The following is an 18,037-nucleotide window of genomic DNA, read 5'->3' as shown; positions in this document are numbered from 1 at the left end:
CCCGGCACCTTAGCCGAGACTGCGAATCCGGGGTATCAGGCCGCCGCAGCGGCGAACTCGGGTTCGGCGCCACCGAGCTGGTCGAGCACGCGCTGCAGATCGATCCGGCTGCCGAGCACCTGCGCCATCTTCGGCGTGCACAGGGTCGCGACGCGCTCGAAGGCGAACCAGCCGAAGCCGTCCATCTCGGGAAGCTGGCGGCCCGAGTAGCGATCGAGGTAGCGGCTTTCGCAGCGCAGCGCCCGCAGGTCGAAGCGCGGCATCGCGATCGCGAACAGGTGCAGGTTCTTCTTGTTCGTGTAGGCGAAGCGGCCCAGGTCGAACAAGGCCTCGGGCTGCAGGCGCAGCCCGCTCTCCTCGCGCGTCTCGCGCAGCGCAGCCTCGAGCGGCGTCTCGCCGAGTTCGATGCCGCCCTTCGGCAGGTCCCAGTGGTTCTGCCCCGTCACGTGGCACAGCAGCAGTTCGCGATCCGGATTCAGGATCACGACACCGCAACTCAGACGTTTGGGATTGAAGAACGACATGGCAGACCCGTACGAACGCCCGAGTCTGGCACGGGCACGCCTTGGCAATCCGCCGAACAGACAGCAAAAAGCGTGCGAGATCGCGCTGCTTCAGGTCTTGCGCTTCGCGGCGGCCTTCACGGGGACGGCTTTCGCAACCGCCTTTCGCGCCGGCGCGGGCTTCTTTGCGGTGTGCTTCCTTGCGACAGGGCGTGTCGCCGCCGCGGCGATCGCCTCGAAGCCCCGTGGCAACGGCACGCCGCGCGGCGCCACCGTCGCCAGCACCTCCAGCGCACGTGCGTAGTAGCGCTGCCGCTCCGCGAGGCCGTTGGTGCCGCCGTTGATGCGCTTCGTGATCGCGACGAAGTCGCGCGCATCCGCGAGTTCGTTCAGGCCGTTGTGCTGCCAGTACAACCCGGCCGTCGCGAACGCGAGTTCAGGCGCGGCCGCGCGCACCGGGTCGGCGACCAGGTCGACGCCGAGCAACGCGCCGTACTGGCGATAGTTGGCGCGGCCGGTGATCTGGATCGGCCCGCGGCCCTTGAAGCGCAAGCCGTCGCCGGGCTGCGTGTTGCCCAGGCGCCGCGCCAGATCGCCCGGCGGTTCATAGCGCAGCTGCGCGGCGGTCGGGCCCCAGATCTCCTCCATCCAGCGCAACTCGCCGGACTCGTGCGCGAGCTGCGCCACGAAGGCGGCGCTGCGCAGCGGCGTGTCGATGCCGTAGCGCTGCATCGCCGCGTTCAGCTGCGCCAGGTACAGCGCGCGCTTCGCCGGCACGAGTGTCGGCATGACCTTCTGCAGTTGCGCGTCGCTGATGGGCATCGTGCATCCCCTTGTCGGCGAGCCCTCGCCCGCGCTGTACCGCGTTCAGCGAAGGTTCACTTGTCCAGCCCGCCGAGGCACACGTACTTGATCTCGAGGAAGTCGTCGAGCCCGTACTTCGAGCCTTCGCGGCCGAGGCCCGATTGCTTGACGCCGCCGAACGGCGCCTCGGCCGTCGAGATCAGGCCGGTGTTGACGCCGACGATGCCCGACTCGAGCCGCTCGGCCACGCGCATCACGCGGCCGATGTCGCGGCTGTAGAAGTACGACGCGAGGCCGAACTCGCTGTCGTTCGCCAGCGCGATGGCCTCGGCCTCGGTGTCGAACGCGAAGATCGGCGCGAGCGGGCCGAAGGTCTCTTCCTTCGCGAACAGCATCTCGGCGGTCGCGCCGGCGACCACGGTCGGCTCGAAGAACAGGCCGCCGAGCGCGTGGCGCTTGCCGCCGGTCAGCACCTCGCCGCCCTTCGCGCGCGCGTCGGCGATGTGCTCCTCGATCTTCGCGATCGCCTTCGCGTCGATCAGCGGCCCCTGCGTGACGCCGGCGTCCAGCCCATTGCCGACCTTCAAGGCCTTGACCCTCGCGACCAGCTTGTCGGTGAACGCCTTCAGCACGCCGCGCTGCACGTACAGGCGGTTCGCGCAGACGCAGGTCTGGCCGGTGTTGCGGTACTTCGAGATCATCGCGCCGTCGACCGCGGCGTCGATGTCGGCATCGTCGAAGACGATGAACGGCGCGTTGCCGCCGAGCTCGAGCGAGAGCTTCTTGATCGTGTCGGCGCTTTGCCGCATCAGCGTGCGGCCGACCTCGGTCGAGCCGGTGAACGTGAGCTTGCGCACGAGCGGCGAACGCGTCATCTCGGCGCCGATCTGCGCCGCCGAGCCGGTCAGCACCGCGAGCAGGCCCTTCGGCACGCCGGCGCGCTCGGCGAGTTCGGCGAACGCCAGCGCCGAGAACGGCGTCTGCGTCGCCGGCTTGACGACCATCGAGCAGCCGGCCGCGAGCGCCGGGCCGGCCTTGCGCGTCAGCATCGCGGTCGGAAAGTTCCACGGCGTGATCGCCGCGGTCGTGCCGACCGGCTGCTTGATCGCGAGGATGCGCTTGTCGTTCGAGGTCGCGGGGATCGTGTCGCCGTAGACGCGGCGCGCTTCTTCCGCGAACCACTCGATGAACGATGCGGCGTAGGCGATCTCGCCCTTGGACTCGGCAAGCGGCTTGCCCTGCTCGCTGGTCATGATCAGCGCGAGGTCGTCGAGGTTCGCGAGCATCAGGTCGTTCAGCTTGCGCAGGATCGCGCTGCGCTCCTTCGCGGGCACGTCGCGCCACAGGCGTTGCGCGGTGTCGGCCGCAGCGATCGCGCGCGCGGTCTCGTTCGTGCCGCACATCGGCACCGTGCCGAGCTTCTCGCCGGTCGCCGGGTTCGTCACCGCAACGGTCCCGCCGTTGTCGGCATCGACCCACGCGCCGGCGATGTAGGCCTGCTGCTTGAACAGGCCGGGGTCCTTGAGCTTCATCATTTCGCGTCTCCAGATCGGGTTGCAGGGCTTCGCGAAAGAATAGCCCTTGATCGAAGGTCATGCGAGGCTTGGGCGCGTGCACCGCCCGCCCGTTAGCATCGAGACACTCCCATCTGCCAGCCTCCGCATGAACGCCATCGCACGCCTGCCCGGCCACCGCTTCCTCCATTCGCCCGGCCCGAGTCGCGTGCCCGACGAAGTGCTGCACGCGATGAGCCGCCAGCCGATGGACCTGGCCGACCCGCGCGTCGACCGCTGCATCGCCGCGTGCGAGGCCGGCCTGAAGCGCCTGCTGCACACCGAGCACGACGTGTTCCTCTACGCCGCGAACGGCCATGGCGCCTGGGAGGCGGTGATCGCGAACCTCGTCGCGCCGGGCACGAAGGTGCTGGTCGCCGGCACCGGGCACTTCTCCGAGTCGTGGGCCGCGCAGACCGAGGCGATGGGCGGCGTCGTCCTGCGCACACCCTGGGTCGAAGGGCTGCCGATCGCGCCGGACGATCTCGAGGCGATGCTGCGCGACGACCGTGCCCACGAGATCGCTGCGATCTTCGTGGTTCACACCGACACCGCGAGCGGCATCACCAGCGACCTCGCCGCGTTGCGCGCCGCGATCGACCGCGCACAGCATCCGGCGCTGTTCGTCGTCGATGTCGTCGCGTCGCTCGGCGCGGCGCCGTTCGACATGGGCGCGCTGCGCGCGAACGTCGTGCTCGGCGCGTGCCAGAAGGGCTTGATGGTGCCGCCGGGGCTGAGCTTCGTCGCGGTCGACCCGACGGCGATGGCGTTCTCGCGCGCCAACCCCGCGCCGCGCTTCTACTGGGACTGGCGGCTGCGCCAGAGCGAGTTCTCGTACCGCAAGTTCTGCGGCACGCCGCCGCAAAGCCTGCTCGCCGGGCTGGAGGCCGCGCTGACGCTGATCTTCCGCGAAGGCGAGGGGGCCGTGCTGGCGCGCCATCGGCGCCTGGCCGACGCGGTGCACGCGGCGGTCGCGCGCTGGAGCGAAGGCGGCGCGCTGAGCTTCTTCGGCCAGGTGCCGGCCGCGCGCTCGGTCTCGGTGACGACGATCGCGGTCGCGCCCGGCGTCGACCCGGAGGCGATGCGCACGGTCGCCCGCGAGCGCTTCGAGGTCGCGATCGCCGGCGGCCTCGGCCCGCTCGCCGGGCGCGCGTTCCGCATCGGGCACCTCGGCGACATCAACGCCGCGATGGTCCTCGGCTGCCTCGGCGGTGTCGAGGCGGCGATGACGGTGCAGCGCATTCCGTTCGGCCGCGGCGGGGTCGAATGCGCGGTGGCGAGCCTTGCCGCCGACTGATCCTCAGCCTCTCAGCCGCGCAGCGACCCGAACGGCCCGCGCCCGCTCGCCGCGGTCATCAGCCCCAGCACGCGGCCCGGCTCGCTGCCGACCATGGCCCAGTCGAAGCGCCAGCTCCAGTTGCCGGTCGGCGTGCCGGGCTGGTTCATGCGGTGCGTGCCGTCGAGGCCGAGCACGTCCTGCATCGGCACGATCGAGGTGTTCGCGACCGAGTTGCACGCGGCGCGGATCATCGCCCAGTGCACGTCGGTCGCATCCGCCGCGAGGTAGGCGCCGGCGAACGCGCGCTCGTGCGCCGGCAGGTTCGCCCACCAGCCGCGCGTGGTCTCGTTGTCGTGCGTGCCGCTGTAGACCACCGAGGCCGGCGTGTGGCGGTGCGGGAGGTACGGGTTGGTCGCGTCGTCGCCGAACGCGAACTGCAGGATGCGCATGCCGGGAAAGCCGCAGTCCTCGCGCAACGCGACCACGTCGGGCGTGATCACGCCGAGGTCCTCGGCGACGATCGGCAGCGGCCCGAGCGCACGCGCGAGCGCGTCGAACAGGGCCTTGCCAGGGCCAGGCACCCAGCGGCCGGAGGTAGCGGTCGGGCTCGTCGCCGGCACCTCCCAATGCGCCGCGAAGCCGCGGAAATGGTCGATGCGGAACGCGTCGGCATGCGCCAGCGCACGCCGCACGCGGGCGACCCACCACGCGTAGCCTTCGGCGGCCATGCGGTCCCAGCGGTACAGCGGGTTGCCCCAGCGCTGGCCATCGTCGCTGAACGCATCGGGCGGCACGCCGGCGACGACGGTCGGCTGGAACCCGGCATCGAGCTCGTACAGATCCGGCCGCGCCCAGCAGTCGGCGCTGTGCTGCGCGACGAAGATCGGCAGGTCGCCCATGATGAAGACGCCGCGCGCGTGAGCGTGCGCGCGCAACGCGGCCCATTGCGTGTCGAAGCACCACTGCACGAACTGCCAGAAGCGGATCTCGGCCGCGAGCTCGCGCCGCGCCTGCACGAGCGCCGCCGGCGCGCGCTCGCGCAACGGCTGCGGCCAGTGCCACCACGACGCATCGGCATGCGCGTTCGCGAGCGCCATGAAGAGCGCGTAGTCATCGAGCCAGGTCGACTGCGCCTCGCACCAGGTCGAGAACGCGACGCGGTCGGCGCTCGTGGCGTGGCCGAAGAAGCCGTCGGCGGCCGCGCGCAGCTGCGCGATGCGCCACGGCGCGACGCGCGCGTAGTCGACCCGGCCCGCACCGAAGCCACCCGCCGGCAACGCGGGGGGCGCGAGCCAGCCCTGCGCGACCAGCGGCTCGAGCGCGACCATCAACGGGCTGCCGGCGAAGGCCGAGAGGCTCTGGTACGGCGAATCGCCGGGGCCGATCGGCGTCGTCGGCAACACCTGCCAGACGCTCTGCCCGGCCGACGCGAGCCAGTCGACGAAGTGGAAGGCCTCGGGGCCGAGGTCGCCGATGCCGTGCGGCCCGGGCAGCGAGGTGATGTGCAGCAGCACGCCGGCGCGGCGTTGGTTCAGGTCCATCGGCGAATTGTCGCCCGCCGGCCTGCACGCGCCGATGCGGTTCGGGTGCCGCTCAGGTGCGGCTGGCGTCCGCGGCGCGCGGCGGCGGCGGCACCATCACGGCCGGGCTCTTCGGCACCGGTGCCGCGCCGTTCGCGGCGTCGAGGCCGCGTTGCTGCTCGATGCGCATCAGCAGCTGCACGGCGGGCTGCTTCTGGAAGTCGCTGAGCTTGCTGTCGCCGAGGATCGCCTCGAGCTCGCCCTGCGCCGGCATCAGCTCGCGCGCCGGCGCGACCGCGAGCGCGCTGGTCGCCATGTAGACGTTGTCGCGCGTGCGCAGGTACTCGATCAGCGCCGGCACGGCCGCCTGGGCGCGCGTGCCGAGCAGGCGCAGCCCGTTGGCGGCCACGTGGCGCGCCGGCTTGTCCGGGTCCTTCAGCATCGCGGCCAGCAGACGCGCCGGTTCGTCGCCGGTGGCGGCATCGTTCTGAAAGCCGAGCGCGACACCGGCGACGAGGCGCTGCGGCAGCTCGGCGGCGCGGCTCGCTTCGCGCAGCACCGGGATCGCCTGCGGCGCGCGGCTGCGGCCGATCCGGGCCAGCAGTTCGAGCCGCGCGGCACCCGTGGCCTGCGCCAGCGACGCCTGCAGGCCACTCAGCGGTTCGGCGCCCGGCGGCGCGCTGATCGCCCAGAGCGTGAAGGTCAGCTCGTAGGCGTTGCGTTCGGTGCGGGCCAGCAGCTCGGCCACCCGCGGCGCGCCGGACGCGGCGCGCGCGCCGAGTCCGCGCAGCTGGCGCTCGGCGTCGAGCGCGTCGATCATCGACAGCGCGGCCGGGTTGGCAGCACCGAACGCGCCCGTGGCCGGCGGCTGCTCGCGCCTTTCGAGCACACGCACCAGGTGATTGACCAGCGCCGGGCTCGCCGGCGGCGCCTCCGCGGCGGGGACCGCAGGCGGGCTGGGCGCCAGCAGCTGCGCCCAGGCTGCAGGGCAGACGATGGCGAGCGCGAGCGCCAGGCTCGGGACCCGGCGGCGCGGGGTGGTCGACGAAGAGATCATGGACGGTCGAGGCAGGGCGTGAAGGCACGCATGCTAGGGCGGGCGGCTTGGCGCCGACAAGGGCACCGCACGCGCCCGGCGGGGGTGCCGTGATGTCTGCCGCGAATGCGCTGCGTCGCGCTGTCGAGAACAGCCCTCAACCGCCGTTGCTTTGCGGCTTGAATTCGGCGCAAGGATCGGTGCGGTCGGCCCTCTCGGTGCGCAGCGTGGCGTCGAACGCATCCGGGGGCGTGTCCGCGTCGTCGCGCTCCAGCAGGCCGACCGCGAAGAGCCGCGACGCATCGGTTCCGAGCCAGCGCGGCACCCCGATGTCGCGCCGCACGTGGCCGTTGCCTGCCAGCAGCACGATGCCTTGTCGGGCATGCCGGCGCAGAACGTCGGCCATCACCGCGTCGCGGGCGAACTGGGCCTGTGCCATGCGCGGCCACAGCGCCGCGGGCAGCGCACCGCAGTGCCCGCGGTCGATCTCGCGCTCCTGGGCCTGCTGCCAGTCGGCGGCGATCGCGCGATCGAGACCCAGCGCCGTCAGGCGCTGCGGGTCGAAACTCGCGGCCAGTCCGCCGCGCACGATGCGGCGCGTGTCGGCATTCGACAGGTTCGCAGCCAGCAGCGGCACGTCGTATTCCAGTGCCAGCGTCACGTAGGGCCGATAGAAGGCCCAGTTCCAGCCCCCGCCGGGAGGCGCCGTCGCCAGCTCGATCACGTGCTGCGCATCGCGCGGCCGCTCGCGGCGGGCCCGGTCGATATCGCGTTGGCGCTCGACGTCGAACTGCTCCATCGCAATGGCCGGCCGCCAGCCCGCGGCGAAGGCGGCGCGCAGCACATTCAGTCGCCGGACATGCTGTGCGGCGTTGTCGTGCACCTCCCCCAACAGCACGATGGCATCTCCCGTCAGGCGGGGCTCCCACGGTGGCGACGGCGCAGGGGCCGCGCACGCCGCCACGGCGACGACGACGCAGGAGATCGACGCTCGCCAGCTCGCGAACATTCAGCCGCGCGCCGCGTGCAACAGGTTCGCGAGCTCGACCGCCGAACCCACATCGAGCTTGTCGAACACCCGCGCGCGATGCACCTCGACGGTCCGCACGCTCAGGTGCAGCGCATCGGCGATCAGCTTGTTCGGCAGGCCTTGCGCGATCAGGTCCATCACCTCGCGCTCGCGCTCGCTGAGATCGGCCAGGCCGCGCAGGCGCTGCGCGCGCTCGCGCCGCGCGACGATGCTCGCCGCGCTCGCCGCCAGCGCCTGCTCGATGCGGTCGACCAGCGCGTTGTTCGAGAACGGCTTCTCGACGAAGTCGAACGCGCCGCGCTTGACCGCCGCGACGGCGGTCGGCACGTCGCCGTGGCCGGTCAGGAAGATCACCGGCAGCGCGTCGGTCAGACCGCGTTCGGCCAGGCGCTCGAACAGCGCGAGGCCGCTCATGCCCTGCATCCGCAGGTCGAGCAGCAGGCACGCGGGCGACGTCGGCCACTGCCCCCCGACCGCGGCCGGCGCCGCGTCGAGCGCGGCCTCGAAGGCCTCGGCGCTGCCGTGCCCCTGCGAGAGCAGCCGGCGCGAGCGCAGCAGCCAGGCAACGGCGTCGCGCACGATGTCTTCGTCGTCGACGAGGTAGACCATCGGCAGGCCGAGTTCGGGCGGGAGGGCGAGGGTCATGGGGTCATTCTTCACCGCAGAGGCGCAGAGAGCGCGGAGGGAGACTCTGCCGTGTCTCTGCGGTCCTCTGCGTTCTCCGCGCCTCTGCGGTGAACGTCTTGCGCCGCCGGCAGCGTGAAGCTGAATTCGGCGCCGAGGATCGTCCCATCCGGGCCGCGCAGGTTCGTGAAATCGAGCGCGCCGCCGTGCTGCTCGACGATCGAGCGGCACACGCTCAGGCCCAGCCCCATGCCGTCGCTGCGGGTCGTGAAGAACGGCGTGAACAGCTGGCGCGCCACGTCGTCGACGATGCCCGGCCCGCGGTCGATGACCGAGATGCAAACCCACTGCGGATGCGTGCGGCGCACGCGCAGCGTCAGCACCGGCGCGTCAATGCCATGGCCTCCCGGCGCACCCTGCATCGCCTGGATGCCGTTGCGCGTCAGGTTCAGCAGCACCTGCTCGACCATCGCGCGGTCGCAGACGACCTTCGGGATCGGCGTGGCCGCATCGAGCGCGATGTGCGTGTCGCTCTTGCGCGCCTGCAGGCGCACCAGCGGCAGGATCGCTTCGATCAGCGCGTCGACGCCGATCGACTCGCGCGCCTGTTCGCGCCGGCGCACGAAGTCGTGCACGCTCTTGATCACGCGGCCGGCGCGCTCGGCCTGCTCGGCGATGCGCTGCGACGCCTGGTGCAGCAGCGGCCACAACTCGGGGTCGGGCGCTTCACCCTTCCCTTGCATCTGCGCCTGTGCATCCATCATGTTCAGCGAGCCGGTCGCATAGGCCGCGATCGCCGACAGCGGCTGGTTCAGCTCGTGGCTCAGCAGCGAGGCCATCTCGCCCGCGGTGGCCAGGCGCGCGGTGGCCTGCAGCCGGTCCTGCTGCTGGCGCGCGACCTCCTCGACGCGGCGCTGCGCGGAGAGGTCGAGCATGGCGCTCATCCAGCCGGTGTGGCGGCCGGCGCTGTCGAGCAGCGGGGCCTCGAACACCATCACCGGAAAGCGCTCGCCGCTCGGGCGCACGAAGGTGGTCTCGAAGGCGTCGCGCGCGTGCGTCGCCGGCGTGCTCGTCAGCCGCGCCTGCTGGCGCTGGCGGTACTCGGGCAGGTGCTCGACGGGCCAGTACGGCGGCGGGTCGCGGTCGACCAGCTCGTCGGCCGCGAAGCCGACCATCGCGCAGAAGGCCGGGTTGACATAGGTCGTGCGGCCGTGCAGGTCGCGTGCGCGCAGGCCGGTCACGACCGAATCCTCCATCGCCTTGCGGAATGCCAGCGCATCCGCCAGCGCGCCCTCGGCACGGGCGCGCTTGCGCACGTCGCGCGCGAGCAGCACGACGACGCCGAACAGCGTCAGCGACAAGCCGATCACCAGGCCGGTGACGAGGTCGGGCACCAGGCTCGGCCGGCTCGCGGCGCTGTCGACGTGCAGCTGCATCGCGGTGCCGGGCAGGTCGATCATCCGGCTCGCCTTGAAGACGCCGGTGCCCACGTGCATGCGGCCGTGCGCGAGGCGCGCGCCGTCGGCCTCGACGAACGACAGGTCGTGCCCCGGCGCGAGCGCCTGCACCGAGAGCTGGTCGAGCAGGCCCGGCAGCGAATAGCTCGCGATGACGAAGCCGGTGGCCTGCGCACCCGCGACGTCGGCCGCATGTTCGGCCACGCACAGGTCCATCACCTCCAGGCCCATGCCGTCGGGTTGCGGCACGAAGTAGCTGTGCGAATAGGTCGGCCCGCCGCGGCGCTGCGTCGCCTGGCAGGCGAGCTCGGTCTCGAGCTGGACCTCGTTGCGGTGCAGCTGCCTGAACAACGGCGGGTGCGCCCGCGTGTCGACCGCGTCGACGATCGCGAGTGCCGCATCGCGGCGCTCGAAGCGCAGCAGCTCGGGCCGCGCGACCAGCAGCTGCTCGGCGCGGGCGCGCCACGGCCCGGCAGGGGCGCCGCCGCCAGGCATCGCGAGGATCGCCTGCAGGTCCTTCGCGAGCAGCTGCGAGAGCTCGCCGCTGGCGGCGGCGGCCGTCGCCTCGACCGCCTCCTGGGTGCGCGTCGAACGGTAGTGGAACGCGAGCGCGACCAGCAGCGTCTGCGCCGCGAGCAGCAGCACGACCAGCGCGATCCACAACACGACGCGCAGCCGGCGCGGCCGCAGCGGCGCGATCGCGTCGACCGGCTGCAACGCGGCGGCTTCGAGTGCAGGCATGGTCATTGGAGTCCCTTCAGGCGGCGCCTTCCGGTGTTCGCCCTTGGGGCGGCCCGGCGGGCTCATGCCCGACACGGTAGCCGATGCAGCCCGTGCGCGGGGCCCGAGGGCTGCCGCGCCTCCTGTTCCGCGACCAGCTCAGCCGGCGCCCCCCGGTCTTGTCCGCGGCGCGCCGCCGGCCTATCGTCCAGGTCTTCGAACACCCGGAAGCACCCCGATGAACAGGCGCCATTTCACGTCGATGACATTGCTCGGCCCGGGCCTGGGCCTGGCCTTCGCGTCTGCCGGGCGCGCGGCCGGCGCGAACAGCGCGCCGCCCGACCTGCGCCGCGACATCGCGAAGCGCTTGCACGAGATCGAGCGCGGCAGCCGCGGTCGCCTGGGCGTGCAGATCGTCGACACCGCGAACGGCGCCGAGTTCAACCACCGCGCCGACGAGCGCTTCCTGATGTGCAGCACCTTCAAGCTGCTCGCGGCGGCGCTGGTCCTGCACCGCGTCGACCTCGGGCAGGAGTCGCTCGAGCGCCGCGTGGCGTTCGGCCCCGCCGATCTGGTGACGTACTCGCCGGTCACCGGCCGGCACGCGGGCGGTGAGGGCATGACGCTCGCCGAGCTGTGCTCGGCGACGCTGGCGACCAGCGACAACACCGCGGCGAACCTGATCCTCGCGAGCTACGGCGGGCCGCGCGCGCTGACCGCATTCGCGCGCTCGCTCGGCGACACCGTGACGCGGCTGGACCGCATCGAGCCCGCGCTGAACACCTGGCGCAACGCGGTCAGCGACACGACCTCGCCGCGCGCGATGCTGCACGGCATGCATCGGGTCGTGCTCGGCGATGCGCTGAAGCCCGCGTCGCGCGAGCTGCTGCAGCAATGGCTGCGCGCCAGCACCACCGGCGACCGGCGCCTGAAGGCGGGGCTGCCCGCGGACTGGGTCATCGGCGACAAGACCGGCACGAGCGCGAACGGCAGCCACAACGACATCGCCGTCGTCTGGCCGCCGAACCGACCGCCGCTGCTGGTGACCGCCTACCTCGCGCGCAGCGCCGCGCCGGTCGAGGCCCGCGACGAGACGCTCGCGCAGGTCGGGCGGCTGCTCACGACGATCGTCGCCGGCGCGTGACCCTGGGCTGCGACCGCGCGCCGCCTACGACTTGCCCCAGCCGGGCAGGGCGGCCGCCTGCCGGATCCACGACGCCATCTGCGTCTCGTCGAGATCGTCCTCGTGGATGTCGATCCAGCGCGCGTCCCTGGCCTTGCCTCCGAGCGGCGCGGGCTGCAGCGAGGTGCCCCGGAAGAAGGTCACCTTGACGCAGTTCGTGAAGGTATGAAAGCCGAGGAACCAGCCCTGGCCCTCGATGCCGTAGAAAGGCGAGTTCCACTTGACCGCCTTGCACGCGCCGGGGACCGTGCGCACGACGAGCGCGTCGAGGCGGCGCCCGACATCGCTCTTCCAGCCGGGCATCGCCGCGATGTAGGCCTGCACCGGGGCGTCGCCGTCGGCCTTCGCTATCTGCGGGTTGCCGCCCGAGAGGAGAACAGGCTTCGCGCGGCCCATTTACGCGTGCCTGAAAAGCAAATAGAGCGCGCAGAGCAACGCAACGAGGATGATCGGGAGCGCAACAGTCAGCGCTGTTGCTTGCCTGGAGATCGCGACTCTCTGAAGTGCAATACTCTCCTGGACCTTTGCCTCGGCTCGTTCCATCTGCGCCTTGACGATCGAAAGCTGCTCCGCTTGCATCGCGAGCGCCTTCAATTGGTTCTGCTCGATCTTCCGCAGCATGGCGAAAGCTTCTTCGTATTCGGGCATCGGCGATCTCCAGGGTGTGCAGAGGCGCGCCGCCTCAATGAAAAAGCGCAATCACCAGGGCCCAAAGGATTGATTCGGCTGCAACGACCGAACCGATGGGTTCCGCCTTGCGGCCCTCTGCAGCAAGAAGCTTTGCGATGCTTCCGTGGTCGAACCAGACCCCACTGCACTTTGAACACCAGAGAACATCAATGTCGGTATACGAAGCCTCTCGCAGACTTCCGCACCCGTGGGGACAGCGCAAGACGCCAGCGCTTGAACTTCCGGCGAGGATGGCCTCGAAGGCCTCCCAGGAAAAGCGATGCGAGTACGAGATCGAGCGAAGATACTTTTGCGGAAGCCATGCCCCCTTGCACTCGACGCAACGGTAGCCGCTGTGGCCCTCGACGCTCCTTAGCAGAAGCTCCGCGTTATCGCGTGGGCACTGCATCAGCGGGCCTGAAGCGTCGGCGCTAGGCCACGCGCCTGGCCAGCAGCGCCCACACCCCCGCGGCCGACAGCAGCGACCCGCCGGCGACATTGAAGCGGCGCTGCGCGCGCGGCGATGCGAGCAGCCGGCGCGCCGAGCCGGCGAACACCGCGTACAGGGTCGCGTTGAGCGTGGCCATGGCCACGAACGTGACGGCCAGGACCCACAGCTGCTGGGTCACGCCGATCCCCGGGCTGATGAACTGCGGCAGGAAGGCCACGAAGAACACGATGCCCTTCGGGTTCAGCGCCGTGACCAGGTAGGTGTTCGCGAACAGCCGCCAGCGCGAACCCGGCACCGCCGCAGCGACGGACTCCGTCGGCGCGATGCCGGCGCGAAGCAGCCTGATGCCGAGGTAGAGCAGGTACAGGCCGCCGACCCACTTGACGACCGTGAACCAGAACGCCGAGCTCGCCAGCAGCGCGCCCAGGCCGAGCAGGGAGACGACCAGCGCGGTCGAATCGCCGAGCGCGACGGCGACGACGAGCGGCAGCTTCGCGCGTCGGCCGTGCGCCACGCCGTAGCTGATGACCGTCAGGATCGTCGGGCCGGGAATGATCAGCAGCACCGCGGATGCGGCGACGAAGGCGAGCCATGATTCGATCGGCACGATGACGGCCCTACGGTCGAAGCGCGATGGTCACGAGGGCCGATGCATCCTCGAGCGCGGCGACGCCGTGCACCACATCGCCCGCGAGGTACAGCAGCTGCCCGGCATGGAGCACGTGGCTGCGGCCGTCGGCGCTGACCTCGATCGCGCCTTCGATGCACTGAATGCTGATCTCGCCCGCCACCTTGTGCGGCGGCAGCGACTTGCCGGCCCGCAGGACGACGCGCATGACCTCGAGGTCGCGCGCCTTGAACAGCGCGACGGTCTTCTCGCTCGACAGCCGAGCCCCGAGCGGGCCGACATCGACGACCTGACCCGGAGAAACATGCGCGATGGCCATGACCGCGAGTATGCCTATCCGAACGTCGTGTCGCTCTGCGCGTGCCCGCTGCTCATGTACAGCCGCAGCGTCGGCGCCGCGCCGTCGTGCTCCCAGACCCGGGCATCGATGACGAACTGCCGGCCGCCGACGCGCACCACGTCGCCGAGCGCCGGTGGCATCGCGTGGTCGTCCCAGAAGCGCGGGACGCCGATCTTGCTGACGCGAATCCAGGTCCGGTCCTCCGGCGTGAATTCCATGACGATGCGAAGACTTTCCTGGCTCATGAGCGTGCCCCTTTGCGCATGGTCGTGACTGTAGCGCCGCGCGACGGCGCGATGAGCGCGACGGCTCCCCATCCCGGCCGCGCACTACTTCACGCCGGCGCACCGCGCGACGCCGCGCTCAGCCGAATGGCCGATGTCGGTCGGCGACCGCGCTGCGTACCGTCGCGTCGTGGCATCGAAGGCGGTGCCCATCGATCGCGTCGGGGCGTCGCCGTTGGCACCACAACGCGCCCGACATTCGGCAACAGCGCCGGGCCATTGCGCCGGGCAAAAGGAAATGACCATGAAGAAGTTCGTCCTGGCCACCGCGGCCATCCAGGCTGCCCTGTTGACCGCTTGCGGCGGCGGCGGCAGCAGCGACAGCGCTGCACCTGCCAGTGTCGCGCCGGCCACGCCGGCCGCGCTGACGATCAGCGGCACCGCCGCCACCGGCGCCGCGATCAGCGGCGGCCTGATCGATGTCAAGTGCGCCGCCGGTACCGGCACCGCGACGACGATCGCCGACGGCAGCTACACCGTCACGATCAGCGGCGGCAGCCTGCCCTGCGTGATGCACGTGACGGCCGGCAGCACCGAGCTCTACTCGCTCGCCGAAGGCGGCAGCGGCAACGCGGTGCGCGCGAACATCACGCCGCTGTCGCAGCTCGTCGCGGCCCAGGTCGCCGGGGCCGACCCGGCGACGCTGTTCGCCAACTTCGACGCCAGCGCGCAGACCCGCCTGACCGCGGCCAACGTCGCGACGGCGATCGCCGCCGTCACGAGCGCGCTCAGCGGCACGATCGACCTGACCGGCATCGACCCGCTCAAGGACTCGCTGGTCGCTGCAAACGGCGGCACCGCCGGCAACACGCTCGACCAGAAGCTCGATGCGCTGAAGGCCGCGCTGGCCGCTGCCGGCGTCACGCTCGCGGATGTCACGACGACGCTGGTTGCGAGCGGCACCGACACGCAGGCGCCGGTCAAGACGCTGCTGCAGCCGGTCGTCTCGACCTGCGCAGGCCTGCGCAGCGGCCGCTACCGCGCCCTCAACCCGAACGAGGCCGACCCGGCCTGGGCCAACCATGTCTTCACGTTCGATGCCGGCACGATGACCGCGAAGTTCTTCGACGCCTCGACGACCAAGCTCACCGACGCCGGCAATTGCACGTTCACGACGACCGACGGCGGGAAGCTGCTGGTGTCGAAGTCGGGCGCGATCGTCTCGCTGAACGCTGTCTCGGCGACGCAGACCGAGGCCGCCGTCGTGCTCCCCGAGCAGACCCTCCCTCTGAGCGAGCTCGCCGGCACCTGGAACGTGCTCAGCTACGAGCGTGCCATCGCCGGCGGCCCGCTCAAGCCGTCCAGCGCGACCTTCACGCTCGACGCGACCGGGACGTTCACCGCCGGCGGCGACTGCGTGGGCCTGAGCGCCTGTACCGCGTGGACCGGCCTGCCCGGCAAGCTCACGGCCAACGACGCCGGCGGATTCCAGTTCACCGACACCGAAGGCAGCACCTACAAGGTCTACGCGTTCAAGACCGCCGATGGCCAGTTATCGCTGTACGTGCTGGACGCCAACAACATGGGCTTCTCGGTCGCGGCCAAGCAACTGACGCAGACCCTGCCCGAGGTGGGCGCGGTGAGCAAGTTCTGGGACCTCAGCATCGGCAGCGGCGGCTACGCCTCGACGGTGACCGACACCACGATGACGGTCCAGACGGTCGACGCCACGGCAGGAAGCTTCACCCGAGTGAAGACCTCCGACGGCCGCGTCGACGGCTTCACGATCAACAAGCCGCGCGACGGCCTGCGCTACCGCGCGGCGGGCAGCAGCCCGACGAACACCGGCGGCACCGTGAACTTCGCCGAGATCATCGCGATGCAGCTGCCGGGCACCGGGCTGAGCGTCAACATCAGCGTCAATGCGAACCAGAACTTCTTCGGGATCTCGGTGAATCACCCCTGAGCGGTCTCTATCATTCGCGTTCGGAAGCGGCCCCGCGAGGCCGCTTCTTTTTTTGCGGACCCGTGCCGCCGCCGCCATGACCTCTTTCTCCAGATTCCTGCGCGCGCACTGGCAGCGCATCCTTCTCGTGCTGCTGTGCCCGGGCATGGTGCTGGTGTCGCTGGCGTGGTCGCAGCGCCTCACCCACGACAGCGCCGACTGGCCCGGCCAGCGCCTCGATCGCAGCGAGTCGGTCGCGAGCGTGCTGGCCGATGACACCGTTGCGCCCGCGCCGAACGCGGGCTGGCGCCCGACCCCGCTGCCCGACAACTGGAAGCAGACGCGCCCCGACGCGACCGGCAGCGTCTGGTACCGGATCGCGTTCGATCCGGTCGGCATGAACGCGCCCGCGCTGCTCGTGCCGCGCCTGGCGACGAGCGGCCAGCTGTTCCTGAACGGTTCGCGCCTGTGGGACGGCCGCAGCAGCTCGCCGTCGGTCACGCGCAGCTGGAACGCACCGCTGCTGCTGCCGCTGCCGCAGGGCCTGTTGAGGCCGAGCGGCAACGAGCTGCTGGTCCAGGTCTCGGGCCCGCCGCGCGTGCGCGCCGGGCTCTCGCAGATCCAGCTCGCACCGTACGCGGCGCTGCAGCCGGCGTATCGATGGCGCGTGCTGTGGCAGCGCGACGGTGCGATGCTGTCGTGGGCGGTGTCGGCGATCGCCGGCCTGCTGCTGCTGATGAGCTGGCTGCCCAACCGCGGCGAGTCGATGTACCTGTACTTCGGTCTGGCGACGCTGGTCTGGGCGGCGCGCAACAGCAACCTGTTCGTCGACGAGCTGCCGATCCCGATCGATGCCTGGGCCGTGCTCGTGCACGCCGGGCACATCTGGTTCAACGCACTGTTCGCGCTGTTCGTGCTGCGCTTCACGCAGACGCGCTGGCCGCGGCTCGAGAAGGCGATCTGGCTCTACGCGATCCTCAACAGCGCACTGATGACCGGCGGCGCGCTGAAGTCGATCGAGACGGTGCTCGGCTGGATGATCGTGCCGTCGCTCGCGCTCTACCTGGTGCTGATCGGCCTGCTGATGCGCAAGAGCTGGCGCGAGCACGGCGTCGAACCGGCGCTGATCGCCGCGACCACGCTGACCTTTCTGGTGCTCTCGCTGCGCGACGCGTTGCTGCTCGGCAGCCGCTTGCCCTACGACGCCTACTACCTCTCGCACTACACCGGCGTGCTGATGCTGGTCGCGATCGCCTGGACGCTGGTGGCCCGCTTCGCGCACGCGCTGCGCGGCATCGAGCGGCTCAACGCGGACCTCGAGCGCCGCGTCGCGCAACGCACGCACGAGCTCGAGCTGGCGAACGCCGCGAAGACACGCTTTCTCGCCGCCGCGAGCCACGACATGCGCCAGCCCGTCGTCGCGATCGGGCTGCTGCTGAGCCTGCTGCGCGAGCAGCTCTCGACCGCGCCGCTGCGCGGGATGGTCGACCGCATCCACGAGGCCGCGGTGTCGCTCGAGACGCTGCTGAAGGGCCTGATGGACCTGTCGCGGCTCGAGTCCGGCACGGTGCATCCGCGCCTGCAGCCGGTGCCGCTGGCGGCGCTGTTCGACGCGGTCGAGCTGCACCACCAGGCCGCGGCGGCCGCGAAGGGGCTGCGGCTGAGGTTCCGCTGCGCGGCCACGCTCGCGGTCGACGCCGACCCGGTGCTGCTCGACCAGATCGTGCGCAACCTCGTCGACAACGCGATCCGCTACACCGCGCGGGGCGGGGTGCTGGTCAGCGCGCGGCCGCGCCGCGACGGCGGCGTCGTGCTGCTGCAGGTGTGGGACAGCGGACGCGGCATCGCGCCGGCATCGCAGGCGCTGGTGTTCGAGGAGTTCGTCCAGCTCGACAACCCGGGGCGCGATCGCAACAAGGGCCTTGGGCTCGGCCTGGCGATCGTGCAGCGCAGCGCACGGCTGCTCGGCCGGCGCATCGAGCTGCGCTCGGTGCCGGGGCGCGGCTCGTGCTTCGCGCTCGAGCTGCCGGCGCGGGCGGCCATGCCGGCGCCCGCGGCCGCAACGGCGGCG

The 18,037-nt window shown here is 71.2% G+C and carries 17 protein-coding genes; 4 read left to right on the top strand and 13 right to left on the bottom strand.

Annotated elements, in window-relative coordinates:
* Positions 1-35: 35 nt before the first annotated feature.
* The 3 genes from AC1DTW_RS14700 to AC1DTW_RS14690 all read right to left on the bottom strand — a co-directional run bounded on the left by AC1DTW_RS14700 (position 36) and on the right by AC1DTW_RS14690 (position 2,842).
* Complete coding sequence (locus AC1DTW_RS14700; protein WP_477981949.1) at positions 36-524, bottom strand: NUDIX hydrolase; 489 nt, start codon at positions 522-524, stop codon at positions 36-38.
* Between the two features lie 90 nt (positions 525-614).
* Positions 615-1,325, bottom strand: coding sequence for a glycoside hydrolase family 19 protein (locus AC1DTW_RS14695; protein ID WP_477981948.1), 711 nt, complete (start codon positions 1,323-1,325; stop codon positions 615-617).
* Between the two features lie 56 nt (positions 1,326-1,381).
* The gene (locus tag AC1DTW_RS14690; RefSeq protein ID WP_477981946.1) at positions 1,382-2,842 is read right to left on the bottom strand and encodes an NAD-dependent succinate-semialdehyde dehydrogenase; all 1,461 of its coding nucleotides are present in this window, start codon (positions 2,840-2,842) and stop codon (positions 1,382-1,384) included.
* A 127-nt stretch (positions 2,843-2,969) separates the two neighbouring features.
* Here AC1DTW_RS14690 and AC1DTW_RS14685 point away from each other — a divergent pair, with 127 nt between their 5' ends.
* Positions 2,970-4,157, top strand: a complete 1,188-nt coding sequence (locus AC1DTW_RS14685; protein ID WP_477981944.1) for a pyridoxal-phosphate-dependent aminotransferase family protein — start codon at positions 2,970-2,972, stop codon at positions 4,155-4,157.
* An 11-nt stretch (positions 4,158-4,168) separates the two neighbouring features.
* Here the strand turns inward: AC1DTW_RS14685 and malQ are convergent, their stop codons facing one another.
* From malQ to AC1DTW_RS14660, 5 genes are all read right to left on the bottom strand, one after another.
* On the bottom strand, positions 4,169-5,680 hold the full coding sequence (malQ, locus tag AC1DTW_RS14680; protein ID WP_477981942.1) for a 4-alpha-glucanotransferase: 1,512 nt from the start codon (positions 5,678-5,680) through the stop codon (positions 4,169-4,171).
* A gap of 52 nt (positions 5,681-5,732) precedes the next feature.
* Positions 5,733-6,716, bottom strand: a complete 984-nt coding sequence (locus tag AC1DTW_RS14675; RefSeq protein ID WP_477981940.1) for a hypothetical protein — start codon at positions 6,714-6,716, stop codon at positions 5,733-5,735.
* 136 nt (positions 6,717-6,852) lie between these two features.
* Positions 6,853-7,704 (bottom strand): ChaN family lipoprotein, encoded by an 852-nt coding sequence (locus AC1DTW_RS14670; RefSeq protein WP_477981938.1) that lies wholly within the window; start codon positions 7,702-7,704, stop codon positions 6,853-6,855.
* Positions 7,705-8,370 (bottom strand): response regulator transcription factor, encoded by a 666-nt coding sequence (locus tag AC1DTW_RS14665; RefSeq protein WP_477981936.1) that lies wholly within the window; start codon positions 8,368-8,370, stop codon positions 7,705-7,707.
* Positions 8,371-8,381: 11 nt separating this feature from the next.
* The gene (locus AC1DTW_RS14660; protein WP_477981934.1) at positions 8,382-10,553 is read right to left on the bottom strand and encodes a two-component system sensor histidine kinase NtrB; all 2,172 of its coding nucleotides are present in this window, start codon (positions 10,551-10,553) and stop codon (positions 8,382-8,384) included.
* A gap of 211 nt (positions 10,554-10,764) precedes the next feature.
* Between AC1DTW_RS14660 and bla the strand changes: the two genes are divergently transcribed.
* Positions 10,765-11,670 (top strand): class A beta-lactamase, encoded by a 906-nt coding sequence (bla, locus tag AC1DTW_RS14655; protein WP_477981932.1) that lies wholly within the window; start codon positions 10,765-10,767, stop codon positions 11,668-11,670.
* Between the two features lie 24 nt (positions 11,671-11,694).
* On the opposite strand, the gene AC1DTW_RS14650 is transcribed toward bla, so the two are convergent.
* From AC1DTW_RS14650 to AC1DTW_RS14630, 5 genes are all read right to left on the bottom strand, one after another.
* Positions 11,695-12,105, bottom strand: coding sequence for a DUF1801 domain-containing protein (locus tag AC1DTW_RS14650; RefSeq protein ID WP_477981930.1), 411 nt, complete (start codon positions 12,103-12,105; stop codon positions 11,695-11,697).
* Entirely contained in the window at positions 12,106-12,357 is a 252-nt protein-coding gene (locus AC1DTW_RS14645) for a hypothetical protein (protein WP_477981928.1), read from the bottom strand. It abuts the gene before it with no gap.
* A 452-nt stretch (positions 12,358-12,809) separates the two neighbouring features.
* Complete coding sequence (locus AC1DTW_RS14640; RefSeq protein WP_477981927.1) at positions 12,810-13,436, bottom strand: LysE family translocator; 627 nt, start codon at positions 13,434-13,436, stop codon at positions 12,810-12,812.
* 10 nt (positions 13,437-13,446) lie between these two features.
* Complete coding sequence (locus AC1DTW_RS14635; protein ID WP_477981925.1) at positions 13,447-13,776, bottom strand: cupin domain-containing protein; 330 nt, start codon at positions 13,774-13,776, stop codon at positions 13,447-13,449.
* A 14-nt stretch (positions 13,777-13,790) separates the two neighbouring features.
* Positions 13,791-14,042 carry a hypothetical protein gene (locus tag AC1DTW_RS14630; protein ID WP_477981923.1) on the bottom strand — a complete coding sequence of 84 codons (252 nt, stop codon included), beginning with the start codon at positions 14,040-14,042 and terminating at the stop codon, positions 13,791-13,793.
* 283 nt (positions 14,043-14,325) lie between these two features.
* Here AC1DTW_RS14630 and AC1DTW_RS14625 point away from each other — a divergent pair, with 283 nt between their 5' ends.
* Positions 14,326-15,987, top strand: a complete 1,662-nt coding sequence (locus tag AC1DTW_RS14625) for a hypothetical protein (protein ID WP_477981921.1) — start codon at positions 14,326-14,328, stop codon at positions 15,985-15,987.
* Between the two features lie 76 nt (positions 15,988-16,063).
* Positions 16,064-18,037 (top strand): sensor histidine kinase (locus AC1DTW_RS14620; protein WP_477981919.1); only part of this gene is annotated, 1,974 nt, incomplete at its 3' end.

The organism is Rhizobacter sp. P5_A1 (assembly GCF_056400745.1).
The sequence above is the reverse complement of the archived record's forward strand: the minus strand, read 5'-3'. Positions and strand labels throughout refer to the sequence as shown.